Annotated in this window: 12 protein-coding genes; 5 read left to right on the top strand and 7 right to left on the bottom strand. The window is 39.7% G+C overall.

Annotated features, from left to right (window positions below; all coding sequences use genetic code 11):
* Positions 1-2: 2 nt before the first annotated feature.
* Positions 3-1,148: an OpgC family protein gene (locus AL038_RS13585; RefSeq protein WP_062153677.1), complete on the bottom strand. Its 1,146-nt coding sequence runs from the start codon at positions 1,146-1,148 to the stop codon at positions 3-5.
* 516 nt (positions 1,149-1,664) lie between these two features.
* On the opposite strand from AL038_RS13585, the gene aspS reads away from it, so the two are divergent.
* Positions 1,665-3,464, top strand: coding sequence for an aspartate--tRNA ligase (gene aspS / locus AL038_RS13580; RefSeq protein WP_062153675.1), 1,800 nt, complete (start codon positions 1,665-1,667; stop codon positions 3,462-3,464).
* Positions 3,465-3,593: 129 nt separating this feature from the next.
* Positions 3,594-3,851, top strand: a complete 258-nt coding sequence (locus AL038_RS13575) for an FmdB family zinc ribbon protein (protein WP_062153673.1) — start codon at positions 3,594-3,596, stop codon at positions 3,849-3,851.
* A gap of 43 nt (positions 3,852-3,894) precedes the next feature.
* On the opposite strand, the gene AL038_RS13570 is transcribed toward AL038_RS13575, so the two are convergent.
* From AL038_RS13570 to AL038_RS13555, 4 genes are all read right to left on the bottom strand, one after another.
* Positions 3,895-4,617 carry a glutamine amidotransferase gene (locus AL038_RS13570; RefSeq protein ID WP_062153671.1) on the bottom strand — a complete coding sequence of 241 codons (723 nt, stop codon included), beginning with the start codon at positions 4,615-4,617 and terminating at the stop codon, positions 3,895-3,897.
* Positions 4,618-4,741: 124 nt separating this feature from the next.
* Positions 4,742-5,527 carry a GNAT family N-acetyltransferase gene (locus tag AL038_RS13565; protein ID WP_062153669.1) on the bottom strand — a complete coding sequence of 262 codons (786 nt, stop codon included), beginning with the start codon at positions 5,525-5,527 and terminating at the stop codon, positions 4,742-4,744.
* 251 nt (positions 5,528-5,778) lie between these two features.
* Positions 5,779-7,080, bottom strand: a complete 1,302-nt coding sequence (locus AL038_RS13560) for a CHRD domain-containing protein (protein ID WP_062153667.1) — start codon at positions 7,078-7,080, stop codon at positions 5,779-5,781.
* 151 nt (positions 7,081-7,231) lie between these two features.
* The gene (locus AL038_RS13555; protein ID WP_062153665.1) at positions 7,232-8,209 is read right to left on the bottom strand and encodes a sensor histidine kinase; all 978 of its coding nucleotides are present in this window, start codon (positions 8,207-8,209) and stop codon (positions 7,232-7,234) included.
* Between the two features lie 453 nt (positions 8,210-8,662).
* Between AL038_RS13555 and AL038_RS13550 the strand changes: the two genes are divergently transcribed.
* Together AL038_RS13550 and AL038_RS13545 are read left to right on the top strand one after the other, a co-directional pair.
* Positions 8,663-10,639: a bifunctional metallophosphatase/5'-nucleotidase gene (locus tag AL038_RS13550; protein WP_062153663.1), complete on the top strand. Its 1,977-nt coding sequence runs from the start codon at positions 8,663-8,665 to the stop codon at positions 10,637-10,639.
* Positions 10,640-10,670: 31 nt separating this feature from the next.
* Positions 10,671-11,168: a hypothetical protein gene (locus AL038_RS13545; protein ID WP_062153661.1), complete on the top strand. Its 498-nt coding sequence runs from the start codon at positions 10,671-10,673 to the stop codon at positions 11,166-11,168.
* A gap of 8 nt (positions 11,169-11,176) precedes the next feature.
* Here the strand turns inward: AL038_RS13545 and AL038_RS13540 are convergent, their stop codons facing one another.
* Positions 11,177-11,368: a hypothetical protein gene (locus tag AL038_RS13540; protein ID WP_062153659.1), complete on the bottom strand. Its 192-nt coding sequence runs from the start codon at positions 11,366-11,368 to the stop codon at positions 11,177-11,179.
* Positions 11,369-11,874: 506 nt separating this feature from the next.
* On the opposite strand from AL038_RS13540, the gene AL038_RS13535 reads away from it, so the two are divergent.
* Positions 11,875-13,707: an extracellular solute-binding protein gene (locus tag AL038_RS13535; protein WP_062153657.1), complete on the top strand. Its 1,833-nt coding sequence runs from the start codon at positions 11,875-11,877 to the stop codon at positions 13,705-13,707.
* A gap of 88 nt (positions 13,708-13,795) precedes the next feature.
* Here AL038_RS13535 and AL038_RS13530 read toward each other — a convergent pair whose 3' ends face one another.
* On the bottom strand, positions 13,796-14,713 hold the full coding sequence (locus AL038_RS13530; RefSeq protein ID WP_062153655.1) for a hypothetical protein: 918 nt from the start codon (positions 14,711-14,713) through the stop codon (positions 13,796-13,798).
* Between the last annotated feature and the right edge of the window lie 746 nt (positions 14,714-15,459).

The raw sequence follows: 15,459 nt of genomic DNA, 5'->3' as shown, positions 1-15,459 counted from the left end.
AGTTATCCAAAACACATCACAGCTTTATTTTTCCAAGGCACGGTTTTAAACCATGCCACCATATAGGCAATGCCGATTAAACCGCCAATACCGATGCCATTAATCACTACTGTATCAATAATATGCCGTCCTGTGTAATCCATTAGCATTCCCGCGAGATAAGATAAAATCATACTGCACAAAAATAATGCTAAACCTTGTTGACCGATTTTAATGAGACATTGCGCAAACAAGGTGTAGAAAAAGTTTTTCCAATATTTCAATAAATACAGCGTTAATCCTGTTAAAGCTAAAAAATGTATCCAACGTAAAATGCCAAAGTTCGTTTTAATCACCAAGGGGTCTATATTGGTACGCAATTGGTTTAACCATTCTGATTGTGAATAAATTGGATAATTACTCAAAGGAATACTTAATAGAATAAACAGTAAACAAACAAACGCTAATACACTCGTTAAATGTGGCGATTTTATCCAGCCCGCGCCGAGCATAAAACCTGTAAAAAATAGGAGTTGCCAACCAAATGGATTAAAAAACCAAGGTCTATCACTGTCGATTTCCGCAGGTAATGCCAAATTAAACCACCACATGCCCAAATATATGCCTAAACAAGCAATCGGCACTAAAACAGGACGAACCCGTGCAAGTAACATAATAAGCGGGACACTGGCTAAAATAGCAATGTACATCGGTAAAATATCAAAATAATTAGGGACATAACTTAAAGAAAATAGCCCGACAATTGCTTCAGGGGTATGTTCAAAGAAAAAATAAATATTCAAACGTCCTATATAATCAATATATTGTAATTTATTACCTGCTGCACAAATCGCTGCCAGTAAGAAAAAAAGGGCGAGATGCGCAATGTAAAGTTGCCAACAACGGTGCAGCACTCGAACTGTTCCTACCCAAAACCCCAGTTGAGAAAATGTGCGTCCAAATGCCCGCGCAGCGGTATAACCCGAGACAAAAATAAAAAGTTCGGCAGAATCGCTAAATCCAAAACGTCCATGTGTGTAGTTAGCAAGCCAGTTGTCAGGAATATGTGCCACAAAAATAATGCAAAGTGCCAAGCCACGAAAAAAATCGAGCTTCAGTTCTCGTTGAGTAATTGTGGAATGTGGGGAGGAGGTGGATATTAAAGACATTGTAATTATGGATAAGTATTAGGTTATTACAAACGGGCAGATATGCCGCGCTAATTGATGGGCGAATTACCATAAGATGGCAATGGATTTTTACAGAATCCTTTGGATATCCCCAAGCGTCATATTACAGGGGAATTGAGGATTTTACCCTGTCGATATATGAATGTATCTTTGTCTTTATGTTCGGTCATGACAAAACAGCATTGAATTTTTGGCTGTGATGCAGAATGTAACTCGTACTTAAAACCTATCTGAACCCAAATAGGCAATATTACAAAACAAAAAAGCTGCACTTTTGCCCTCTTAATTTATATGTATTTCGCTTTAATAAGTTGAATTTTAAAAATTAATATCCTCTTCATTCTAAAAAACCTGTAACCCTTAGCAATCCTGATGCAAACAATTTTTATTCTCTGCAAGCCCTGAAAACTTGCACCGTTTCTGTACACCCCTTACCATGTTTGTTTAATTTTATAAAATTTATTTTATTGCCTGAACAGTAAGGAAGATAACGCCATGCGTAGCCACTATTGTGGACAAATTAATGAAGCATTTATCGACCAAATCGTGACGTTATGCGGTTGGGTACACCGTCGCCGTGACCACGGCGGGGTTATTTTTATCGATTTGCGTGACCGTGAGGGCTTAGTGCAAATCGTGTTTGACCCCGATACACAAGATGCTTTTAACATCGCGGAACGGTTACGAAATGAATTCGTTGTGCAAATACAAGGGTTAGTCCGTCGTCGTCCTGAAGGCACAGAAAATCCTGATTTGTCCACAGGACACATCGAAATTCTTGGCAGACAAGTGGAAATCCTCAATGCTTCTGAGGCATTACCCTTTCAAATGGATGAGAATAACGTTAATGAAGAAACCCGTTTGCGTTACCGTTATTTAGATTTACGCCGCCCGATTATGCAAGAACGGATGAAACTCCGCACCCGCGTGAGCCGTTTAGTTCGTAATTATATGGATAGTAATGGTTTTATGGATATTGAAACGCCATTTTTAACCAAAGCAACCCCCGAAGGCGCGCGCGATTATTTAGTCCCTAGCCGTACACACAACGGTGAGTTTTTTGCCTTGCCTCAATCTCCTCAGTTGTTCAAGCAGTTGCTGATGATGTCGGGAATGGATAGATATTATCAAATCGTCCGTTGCTTCCGTGATGAGGATTTACGCGCCGACCGTCAGCCCGAATTTACTCAAATCGACGTGGAAATGTCTTTTGTGGATGAAACCATTGTGCGCGATACAATGGAAAAAATGATTCGGGGGATTTTTAAAGAAGAATTGAATGTTGAATTCCCTGAACCTTTGCAATGTATGACATATCATGAAGCGGTAAGTCGTTTCGGTTCAGACCGCCCTGATTTGCGTAATCCGCTGGAATTAGTCGATGTGGGTGATTTAATGCAAGGGGTTGAATTTAAAGTTTTCGCCCAACCTGCAAAAGACCCAAATGGTCGCGTAGCTGCCTTGTTAGTGCCGGGCGGTGGACATGAATTATCACGCGGGCAAATTGATGGCTATACTGATTTCGTAACGATTTATGGTGCGAAAGGGCTGGCATATATCAAAGTCAACGATATTATGACGGGACGCGATGGCTTACAATCGCCGATTTTAAAATTCTTGCCTGATGATGTTGTTAAGCAGTTGTTAGAACGGACAAAGGCGAATACAGGGGATTTAATTTTCTTTGGTGCGGATAAAGCTAAGATTGTTAATGAATCATTAGGGGCTTTACGCTTAAAAATCGGCGACGATTTAAAATTGACTCAACAAGCGTGGAAAGCCTTATGGGTGGTTGATTTCCCAATGTTTGAATGGGATGACAAGGAAAACCGCTGGATGTCATTGCATCATCCGTTTACTGCACCAAAAGTGAATGATATTGCTGAGATGGAAGCCAATCCGGGTGCATGTTTGTCTCGTGCTTATGATTTGGTATTAAACGGCTCAGAAATTGGGGGGGGGTCTATTCGTATTCATCGCCCTGATTTGCAATCTGCGGTATTCCGTCTATTAGGAATTGGGGAAGAAGAAGCCCGTGCAAAATTTGGCTTTTTATTGGATGCCTTAAAATTTGGTTGTCCGCCCCATGGTGGTTTAGCGTTTGGTTTAGACCGTTTGGTGATGTTGATGACGGGCGCAAGTTCCATTCGTGATGTGATTGCTTTCCCAAAAACGCAAACGGCCAGTTGTCCGCTTACTTCTGCCCCATCGCCTGCGAGTGAAATGCAGTTGCGTGAATTGCATATTCGTTTACGCACGCCAGCAACAAAGGAAACGGTGGTAGCAAAAGACTAATTTAAAAATGGTCTGAATCAGAATTCTTAGAATGTAAAGCCGCAATTTAAAAAAATCGTGGATACCATGATATTAAGCAATGGTATCCATTATTCATCTTTCTTTATGAAATGCGAATGAGGAAATATTATGCCTACTTATGATTATCACTGTTCTGCGAATGGACAAACGCTAGAAGCAAAACACAGTATGAATGAAGAGCTTAATACGTGGGGCGAGTTGTGCGCTAATACAGGTTTAGCGTTGGGTGCAACACCTGCGGATGCGCCAATTATGCGGTTAATTACGGGTGGGCAAATTGTTAGTAGTCGCGCCTTAAAAAATCCTGAAATGCCTGCCTGTGCATCGGGTGGGTGTGGTGGGGGAATGTGTGGGTTGATGAATTAATGTTTATAACACAGCGCAATACACATTGCGCCGTGTCACGCGCCTAAATACGTGTCTGTACGAGTGTTGCAAAGCGTTTTAACAGCATGTCCCCATACGGGGTATCCGCTGCATTTTGTCGCGCGGTTTCTACATCAATACCTTCTTTAATAAATACCGCTTCGCGTTCTGCTAAATATGTTCGCATAATGTCTGCGTCAAATTCAGGATGAAATTGTAAGCCCCATGTTGTTTCACCAATTTTATAGGCTTGGTAATCAGTGTGCGGATTGCTAGCAAGAATTACGGTCTCGGGGGGGAGTGTCACAACTACTTGACGGTGCATAGCATGAACAGAGAGCGTTTTAGGTAATTCTTTCAATAATATATCAGTATCACAAGCCTCGTTTAAATGAATCTCCACAATACCCGCTTCAAACCCATTTGGGTTATTTGCTACTTTTCCACCCAGTGCGTGCGCAATAAGTTGATGTCCATAGCAAATCCCTAGTAATGGAATACTGGATTGATGCACTTGGCACAACCATTTTGCGGTTAGCTCGCTCCAACGCTCGCGGTCTGTCACCATTGCAGGAGAGCCTGTGACTAAAACACCAGCTACGTCATCTAATTCATCAGGTAAGGGTTCGCCTTCGAACACTTCAACAATTTCTATATGATCAGGGCTAAATCCTAAGCATTGAATAAACCACTGGTCAAAGTCACCACGCCGTTTAATAAGGGCTGGGAACGTTTTACCTGTTTTAACAAGAAATAATTTTTTCATGACGGCTACGCTCGCGTTTATGAATAAAACCTAGCTTTATTGAATACGCGTTATTATAAAAGCCTGTGCAGTAAAAGATGAATCCTTTAATAGAAATCCTAAGTCTGATACGGGTAATCTGTTGTTAAGCAGCAACACTGTGAAGTGTATGCGGTGTAGGACGCGCCCGGTCAACAAAGTGTTTCATATAGCGGTCTTGTAAATTGTCTAAATCCAAAAAAATAAACACATCTGCAACCTTAAAATCTGCATCCCAGTAAGGCTCACCACAAATTTGCGCACCCAGTCGTAAATAGGCTTTGAGTAAAGAAGGAATATCTAGGTTAAAAGTGTCTTCTACTGTTTTACGCAGTGGAATTTTGGGGGTTACACGTAATTGGTCGTCACTGAAGTAGCGTTCACGAAAGCGGTCAAATAAGCTGTGATGGTCGGCTGTTGGCATTGGAATACTGGCGCATCCCATTAAATAATCAAACCCTTCTTCTACCATAAAGCGGGCAAGTCCAGACCAGAGCAGGGTAATAACGCCCCCCGTGCGATAGTCAGGATGTACACAAGTCCGCCCAATTTCCATAAACCGTCCTTCTCGCTGAAGAACTCGCGACAAATCAAATTCAGATTCGGAGTAAAACCCACCCGCAAGTCGTGCTTGTTCACTAGTTAGAATACGTGTGCAACCAACCACTTGATGCGTATCTGATTCACGAACCAATACGTGCTGACAATAATCATCAAATATATCAATATCATAACCAGATAGGCTGGTGTTAAGTGTCGCGCCCATTTCTTCAGAAAACACTTGATAACGCAAGGCTTGGGCTTGTCTAACTTCAGTTTTATCGGTAGTAATAGAGACATAGCATTTTTGCTTGTCATAAACACCGCGTACAATCGTGCTACTTGTATTCATACCAGAACCCTGTTGATGTGCTGTGGATTCTTTACAGTAACAAGGCAGAATTGCACTGTTTTTACAACAAGATGACAAGAGAATGAAAGTTTTATGAGGGGTTAATGACAATTAAAAATGGCGGGGTTGGTTGGTATCACGCTGTTCTCTCTCTAAATCTTTATTTATCCAGTATTAGCCTATTTTTTAGGCACACAGCATTTTAATATCCTGTGTGCCTGTTGGTTCTGAAAAAGCATATTCAGACGTGGTTATTTTTCTGTCGCTGAGGTTAATTCAAATAACCAATTGTCTGTGTTTAATCGCATCATATCTGCTTTATATGTAACCGTTTTTCCGTCTTGATCTAATACATCTACAGCAGGAATCATTAAATAATTATTGTCATAAACGGCGCGGTCAGCGCGTGGGTGTTCTGAGCCTAGTTGCCCCCGAATTTCACCGTAAAATGCGTTTGTAACGGTATGAACATTAAAATATAACAAGCCTTTACGTGCTAAGGCTTCTAAGCCTGCAATGGTATAGACTTGACCTACTTGTCCAATATCATTAGGGCAACCTTCGGGTAATGGTAAGGTAAAAGATTGTCCTAATTCTGGCGGTGGCGGTGCTTGTGTTACAAATACAATATCTTTATTAGTGAGTTTCATGGATAACTTGCCATTAACGACTTTTGTTGCAACGTCTCCAAAATGAATAATATAAGGGCCTAATACGTTGGGCGAACCACAATGTATATGTATTGCCGTTAATTGGCTGGCATCCAAATTATTAATTGTTAGCTCTACCTGTGCATAGCTGAGGTTTTGGACAAAACTGACAGTGCCTTGACCGCTTGCCTGTGAACCATTCGCCTCACCCAATTCTTGTTTTGGGCTTAAATTAGCCGTGTAATGGGTAAAACTATCTGTTCCAAAAGAAATGCTACTTGCTGTTGGTGCTGATTTGTATTGTGTGAGTGGGTAAAGTTGCCCACGCATTTCCCCATAAAATGGGTTAGTCACCGTATGCAGATTGAAATAGAGCAGGCCTTTTTTTGCCAAGGCTTCTAAACCTGCAATCGTATATACCTGACCTAGTTGCCCGTAGTCATTCGGACACCCTTCAGGTAAAGGAAGTGTAAAAGATTCTCCTGCATTTGGCGCGGGCGGTGGCATGGTAACAAACACAATATGTTCATTTGTCAGCGTTGCCGCAAAATGTCCATTAACAATCGTATCTGTAAAATTACCAAACACCGACAAATCTGCAATGATAGGACCAAGCACATTAGGTGAACCACAATGGATATGAAAAGCGGTAATTTGATTGACATCAACGTCTTTAATAAAAACATCTAATTTCGCAGTGCTAAGATCATCTGCAAAACTCAATCGACCATAACCTTGTGCGGGTGAGTTATTTTCCTCCCCCAACTCTTGTTCCGCACTTAAAAAAGCTTCGTATTCCGTAAATGTATTTACACCAAAAACAGCTTGTTGTGAGAAAACAGCCGATGTCCATAAAAACAGACTCGTCGTCAGCAGTAAAAAACTGTGGATAACTTTTTTCATTTTAATTAAGCTCCTACACGCATTTTACATGATTGAGGTAAAGTCGCAGCTAACCAGTTAATCGTTAAAATAGCCTGCTCAGTTTAATCGTAGCAAAATTGCAAAGAAAAATAAGCAGAGCTATTAAAAAATTCTTAAATAAATCCATTGATTAATTCAACGGAAAAGCCAGTTGAATGCAACATCCGCCTAGTGAGGCAGAATTTGTGATTTTAATATTGCCATGATGCTTATCCATGCAGACTTTGACAGAAAGGAGTCCTAAACCAGAACCATTATTCTTAGTGGTAAAAAAGGGTTCAAAGACTTTTTGACGTAAGTTCTCAGGAATACCGGTGCCGTTGTCATGCACTTCTATGAGTAATTGCTGATGGGTTAATGCCGTTTTAAATAGGATAACGCCTTCAGGATGTTGAATGGCATCCGCTGCATTAATAATTAAGTTAATTAACGCCTGTTTGATAAGATTTACATCAACTAAAACTTGTGGCAATTGCATGGGTTCTAGGCGCACCGTGCATTTTTTCACCCGCTGATGATGCTTCGTTAGTCCTATGATTTCTTCAATAAAATTATTAATATCAATCAATGTAACGTCTCGTTGTAATGTCTCTTGTTCAACACTCACCAATGACGTGGATAAATTCATCAAGGCTTGTAACCCTACTTCTACGCTATTCAGTAATTGCTGTTGTTTGTCCGTGATATTTAAACTGGGTGACTCTTTAATCAGTTCAATCGCTCCTGACATGGAAAAGAGATAATTATTCATATCATGTGCAACAGAAGCCGCAAAAATGCCTGCTGTCGCACGACGTTCTGATTGAATTAACAAATTTTGTTGGTGCAATATTTGATTTTGGTACTCTTCAATGCGTTTGAGTGTTAATAGCAAAATGACAGAAATAAATAAGGTCGTGACAAAAACAAAAACCGTTCCTTTCCATTGTTCTATAGACGTTAATTCTTGAATAGAAAAGGCAAAGTGTGAAGCAATTTCACTGGATAACCAGATATATAACAAGCAATAAAGTAAATAGAGCGATGCAAAAGCAAATGTATATAAATAGGGGTTAAACAAGGAGGATGATTTAACTTCTTCGCTTATCGGAGAGAGAAAAAAAGACATGATGGATATCCTTTATACGTTATTAATACTACGAATAGATTTATTAACTGAATATTTTTCAAGGTAAATCGCCCTCTCAGATTCCTATCACACTGCATTCTTATCTTAGAATTTGGCAGGATAAACATACTAATAATAAATGTTCCTTAATATTACGCATTTTTAAAAACCAATCATCTTGTTCTATTAAATACCATCCTATTCTTAACAAAATCATTTTGTAACCATACGTTACCGTCATCGTTTTGTAAAATAGAGCGTGCATAATTTTTCCATCATTAATCTGGTTAGAAAAAATGATTACCTCTGTTCCCAATCAACAACACTATTGAAATAATTAGTTAGGCTCATGATATTGTCATTATAGTTGAGCGTTATACTAGGATATAAAGGTTAAGCAAACAATTATTCATTATCGATGCTTACTGAATATTTCATTAATGGTGAATGAGATTGAGAATAGACGATTATAATACGGCTGTATTAATAGATTCAGCGTGTTGGCAACAGCAAACACGTCTATCGCTGCCCACAGTGACCCTAAAACAAGGTGTACCAAACCCTTTAGGTCATTTTCAAACCTTATATTTATTGCAAGGCGATTTTATTCACGTCGATAATCCGCCCTGTTTACAGATAACGGATAATCTGCCAACACCCGTTTGTACATTACAACCCGAACAAGCGCATACGTTGCGTATTTTTCATCTTAACGATTTACATCATGAATTGCGTTCAACTCATCAACAACAGGGGGATACGCGACGTTTTTCACAAATAGTGAAATATGTTAATACCGCACGCGCAATGGCGGGTAAAACCGAAGATGTTTTGTTTATCTCCGCAGGAGATGACCATATAGGCAATCCCTTCGACGAATTATTAGGGGCGGATACTAACAGTTTCCAACTCAGTGCTGCTTATCATGTTTATTCAGCCGCAGGCATGGATGCCTGTGCGATTGGTAATCATGAATTAGACCGAGGGTCGGCATTACTGGCAAAAGCCATCGAACAAGATGCGCGTTTTCCCGTATTGTCAGCAAATTTATATGGTTCATGCTATTTACAAGCGCAACATTATCATCCAGCCATTATTGGCGTTACAAAAAAGGGATTGCGCGTAGGCATTATCGGGCTTACAACGGTTGTTGCGACTCGTTTAGGCACGGCGGATGACCCCCGTTTTTATGCACAAGATGTATTGATAACGTTAAAAAAAGTATTACCCGTGCTTGCACCCCATGCGGATGTAATTTTACTGTTATCTCACGTGGGATATAACGGTGCTGTAGGAGGGGTAGTTAGACATCTATTGGCATGTGGTGATGTTGATATTGCGCAAGCCGCAACCGCCTTATTAACACACAAACCGATTATTTTAATCGGTGGACATACGCATACCTTATTAAATACAGACCATTTAAACAGTTATCATCATCAAATACCTATTGTGCAAGCAGGGGCTTATGGCAGTCATTTAGGGGAAGTCGCCATTACCCTGCAACCAAGGGTAACAGGTATAAAACCCACAATAACAGCCTGTTTACACTCAATAAAACCACATGATGATACGGCAAGAACACAAGCAGACTACAATCCCGCGTTATACGAGCAAGAAACCGATGTAGATAGCGTATTTGAAGAAAATATCATGCGTCCCTTGTATGCAAAGCTACAAGATAAACTTGAAGAAGTAATTGGTTATGCAGGTGATTTAGCAGATTTATGCACAGAAAACATCATACAGGAACGTTATCGTGGACAACTTGCCATTGCTAACTTTATGAATGATGCCATTGTTGCGCGAAGCCTTCACTTTCCACCCCGCTTAGATGGTTCGCAACAAGTAGATTTTGCTGCATTTAATGCGTCGGGTGTCTGTCAGGGGATAAAGCCTGCCCACCCGATTACCTTTGATGATTGGTATAAAGTTATGCCCTTTGCCGACTTAATTGTTGTTGTGACCATGACAGGCGCGCAAATTAGACAATTATTAATCAGCAATGCACAACGTTTAGTCCGCCCTGAACAACAAGTAACAAAAAATGATTTAGTAGGATATGCCGTTTCTTATGGGTTTTTACATTTTTCCCGCCAAGTGCGTTACCAAATCGTACTAGGCGATACAGCAGCAGATGCAACGGCACAAGCGATTTATATACAAGGTAAACCCATAGAAACAGTCTTAGAAAAAAACTTTCATGTTGCATTTGGCGATTTTGTCGCCTTGCGGGGCGCAGGTGGAGAATATTGGAAAGGACAAACAACTAAAAATCATCGTCCTGCCATTGGCTTTGATGTCACAGCATTAGCAAAAGAAGAAACAGGATTGGTTTATCACAACGAAATAATTAAATTTATTCGTGAATATGGCGTAGTAGATAGCTTATCGGGAGTCGTTAAAGATGAACGACTAGAAATTATCTAAAACAAATAACCAGCAGATTAAGGAGTAAAACATGCAGGCCTCAACAGACTATCAGAGGAGTTTTTTAGAAAAACTAAGAAAAAGAACTTGGGGAAAAGACATTTACACCCCAGCGATTGGTGAGTGGTTCATAGAAGTAGAAGAATCAACGACCGAAGGACAAAAACCACTCGCCTTTAAAAAAATCACCGCAATCCAAGAGAACCAAATTTTTTGCGGGGAAGAACGTTATTGGACTCAACATCATGGCAAGGCAGGCAAAAAAATTGGCGACAGCCCTAACAAATGCATTGTTTTAACCATGATTACTGCTGAGTTATTAGAACAATTTGCCGCCAATCTACAACAAACTCAAAAAACCGAAACGCTCCAAGATAACTTACGCCTGCAAATTTTGAGCTTAAGCCAAACTATGTATAATCAAACGGTTAATGGTCAATTCAGCACCAAACTGTTTTCTGACGTTGTCGACCAATTGATGACCCTACGCGACAAGCTAAAAGACGCAGAAAACCCCAAAATTTTTTAATGCGCTGATTATCCTTTAACAACATCATTAAAGTCAGGTATTTCTAGCCATACGCTTCGTAATGCGTCGGCTAGTTTATCTGCTTTGGTAGAAGACTCACCAACCATCACGCACCACTTATCCTCTTCAGGTATAAACTGCACAGCAAAAGATTTCCCTGTTCTTTTTAAATACTTACGTAGGTTTTTATCCAAATTCATTTCATTTTCTCCTGTTATAAGCCATGTATCATATTGCAATCAAACTGTTTCAAAGCCATTCCATTTAGAGATGCGTTATAAAGACGCAATAACGTTTAACAAGGTAAACATACCAATTATCAATAAAATCATAAAGAAATAGGCTTTTAATAATTCACTTTGACTTTTCATCTTTCACCCACTTGCGTTATAACAGCATAATTCAATGACAAGCTGTATTATCCCTACTCGGACATGACAAGAAGATGACAAGCTGATGACAACGGTCAGCACAAATTTATTTGCATTTACATAGCAATGCGAATAAATTCGCACCTACACGATGAATTTTAGATTAAAATTCAACCAGACTTCATCTCTTTTAACCATCACGCATAACCCCATAAGCCCAAACAGCGCGACACAAAGTCATAAGCTTAACGCGATATTGTGTAAACAGTTTGACAACAGGCTTGATTAACCCATCATGATTAACAAATAAACTTCTTTTACTCCCAGAGGATTGTATGCGAGCGTTTTTCCTTTTTACCCTACTACTGGTTTCTAATGCACCCACTTTTGCGACCGAACAAAACAACGGCAACGTTACCGTTGGACATGGTATGTCCATGTATGGCGATTTAAAATATCCCCCTAACTTTAAGCATTTTGAATACGCTAATCCTGACGCGCCCAAAGGGGGAACGGTACGTTTAGCCGATATAGGCACATACGACAGTTTTAACCCATTTATCATAAAAGGCATTCCACCAGCAGGTATTGGTGGTTTATTTGAAACCCTAACAGTTAATAGCGATGATGAAGCCTTTTCTGTTTATGGACTCATTGCTGAAACGATTGAAGTTCCTGAAGATAGAACATGGGTCGCCTATCAATTACGCTCGATTGCCCGCTTTCATGATGGAACACCGATTACCCCTGAAGATGTAATTTTTTCTTTTGAAATTCTTAAAGAAAAGGGCAATCCGTTTTACCGTTCCTACTACGAAAATGTCACTAAAGTAGAAAAGGTCGACGAACACAAGGTTAAATTCACCTTTATCAATGGTACAAATAAAGAGCTTCCCCTGATTATGGGACAACTCCCCATTCTTTCAAAAGCCTATTGGAGTACTCGCGAGTTTGACAAAACCACACTTGAAGCCCCTTTAGGGAGCGGTGCTTATAAAATTGACACATTTGAAGCAGGGCGTTTCGTCGTTTACAAACGAGTACCCGATTACTGGGGGGCGAATTTACCCGTTAATTTAGGACAAGAAAATTTTGATACCATTCGCTACGACTATTACCGCGATAGTACCGTTGCATTACAAGCCTTTAAAGCAGGGGAATATGATTTCCGTTCTGAATCCACCGCAAAAGATTGGGCGACTGCTTACGACTTCCCCGCTGTAAAAACAGGCTTAGTTATTAAAGAAGAAATTACTCACGAAATCCCCACAGGCATGCAAGCCTTTTTCTTCAATACCCGCCGTCCCCTATTTGCAGACCCCAAAGTCCGTGAAGCAATCGGCTATTTATTTGATTTTGAATGGTCAAATAAAAACCTGTTTTACAATGCTTATACCCGCACCGACAGTTTTTTTTCCAACTCAGAACTTGCCGCGCATAACCTCCCCAGTGCAGAAGAACAGGCGATTTTAGAACCGTTTAAAAACAAAATTCCCGAACATATTTTTACAACGGCTTATCAACCCCCAAGTAGTGATGGCTCAGGCAATATCCGCGATAACATTCGCAAAGCACTTGGACTATTAACCGACGCAGGATGGGAATTTAAACAAAACCGTTTAGTCAATAAAACAACGGGTAAACCGTTTGATTTTGAAATTTTACTAGACAGCCCTGCTTTTGAAAGAATTTCCCTACCGTTTGCCAAAAACTTAGAACGGGTAGGCATTAAAGCGACCATCCGCACAGTAGATTCCAGCCAATACAAAAACCGTTTAGATGATTTTGATTTTGATATGATTGTTGCCGTTGTTGGACAATCGCTTTCTCCCGGTAATGAACAACGCGATTATTGGGGTTCAAACAAGGCAGATATTAAAGGCACACGCAACTACGCAGGGATTAAAGACCCTGTTATCGATGCACTCATAGAACAAGTGATTGCAGCCCCAGACAGGGCAAGCCTTATTGCACACACCCGCGCATTAGACCGTGTTTTACTCTCAGGCTATTACGTAATTCCACACTGGCACATTCGCACATTTCGCGTGGCATATTGGAACAAATTCATGCACCCAAACATTGCCCCAAAATATGGACTAGGATTTAATACTTGGTGGATTGATAAAGAAAAAGCGCAACAATTGGATGCAAAACGCGGGAAATAGTCGGGTGAGCATTACCCATAAATCCTGAGAATTCTGATTCAGACAGCAGTAGGGTGGGCAGTGCCACCCTATGCAACTTTCAATATCTTTATTTAACAGGTATATATGTACCCTGCATTGATAATAATCCCAAATCAATAACCGCAATTTCTGCTAAATCTTTTAGTGCAAAGTTAGGCGCGATAAATTCAAATAAACCCGATTCGTGATGAATCCCTTGTGGGTCAACAATCTCGTTTTGCGTCCGTCCAGTGCCACGAAAATGTTCAAAAATACTTAGTTTCTGTTCTAATAATTCCCGATACGCCCAATCTGCCCCGCCTGTTGCTTTAATTTCTTGATAAGACGCGGTTTTTAACCGCTCCTTGCCTATTTCAGGATAACCTAACACAAAAGATTTATTTGCATCACTACGGAAAAAGAAACCGTTGGGGGAAAAGTCACCTTCGCTCTTTTTGTTTGCGTCAACCGTTGCATCCGTGGCGAATCGTTGAAAAACAGTAAAAAGATTATCCCATGTAGGAATAATCACAGTTTTACGCCATTCTGCGGGTAGTTCACCATTCAACACTTCAGATTGTGTGATTTCGTCAGGAAAACGAAAGACTATCGCAACCATCGGTACATCCCGTTGCCAATGAATAATATCTTCTGCTTCGTAACCAATATCTAAGTAAATATCTAACAGCGATTTGCCATAAATCCCGTCTGGTGTGGTAACAAAAGCAATGGGTTTAGTGCTTAAAATTGCGCTGTTTAACAATTGGTTATTTGCATCCAACACGTATTTACGTGGGGCAATGCGTGTGTAATAACGTGTCTGTTGTGTCAATTGTTCATAAGGCACGCTGGGGCGGTCAATTTTTTGCGCTTCGGTTACAACGCTTTGTAATTCTGTGGATAATTTATCCATCGCAGGATATAACAACGCACGTTGTTCTGCATAAACCGTTTGTCCTGTTCCGTAACTAATAAAGCACAGTAGTAGTAAAACACGTTTTAGCATTATAAAACTCCTTATAGTGTATCTAACCATTTAATAAAACTTGTATTTAATCACTGGCTGCACCAGCAACGTGATTTTACAGTGCTAACCAGATTTGTGAAATAGGACAAGTTCAATAGGAGGCTTAAAGTTGGATAAATCTCCCTGTGGATAACTTAAAAAAATTATTTATAAATAGTGAATTAGCTTTTTTACATTCCTTTCTCTATTCCTTCGCAATATATCAATCAGTATCCCTGTGGATAACTCAGAATTTAAATTTAATATCATTAAGTTAAGTGGTAAAAACTTATTTGTTGTTTAGCTACTTTTATGTTTTTTGTTGTTTTTTTGCCTACTTTTTAGCGTTTAGCTGTTAGTAACTTGTTAGTAACTTGTGGATAACCTGTTAGTAACTTGTGGATAACTTCGATAAATAAATGGTTCTACAGAGTTATTCTAGGGATGTTCAAGCAGTTATCAACAAAGTTACTAACAGGATAACTATTTAAATATAAATAAAAATTCTGAGTTATCCACAGTTTTTTATGACATAACTATTACAATAAAATCTATTTAAACAAATTAAAGATTAAAGAAGGGAATCTGTGGAAATCTTTGGAACAGGTATTTAAGGACTGATAAAAACCGAATGGCTGAGAGAGGAACAAAGCGGGGATAAAAAATAATAGTGAAGCAAATATTTTTCACTTTTTTACTTATGTCATAATATTGCGGATATATTGTTGTTTACTTAGACGGTCTGG

This window comes from Beggiatoa leptomitoformis, assembly GCF_001305575.3.
GTDB classification, from domain to species: domain Bacteria; phylum Pseudomonadota; class Gammaproteobacteria; order Beggiatoales; family Beggiatoaceae; genus Beggiatoa; species Beggiatoa leptomitoformis.
This window is presented reverse-complemented; position numbering and strand designations above follow the sequence as displayed.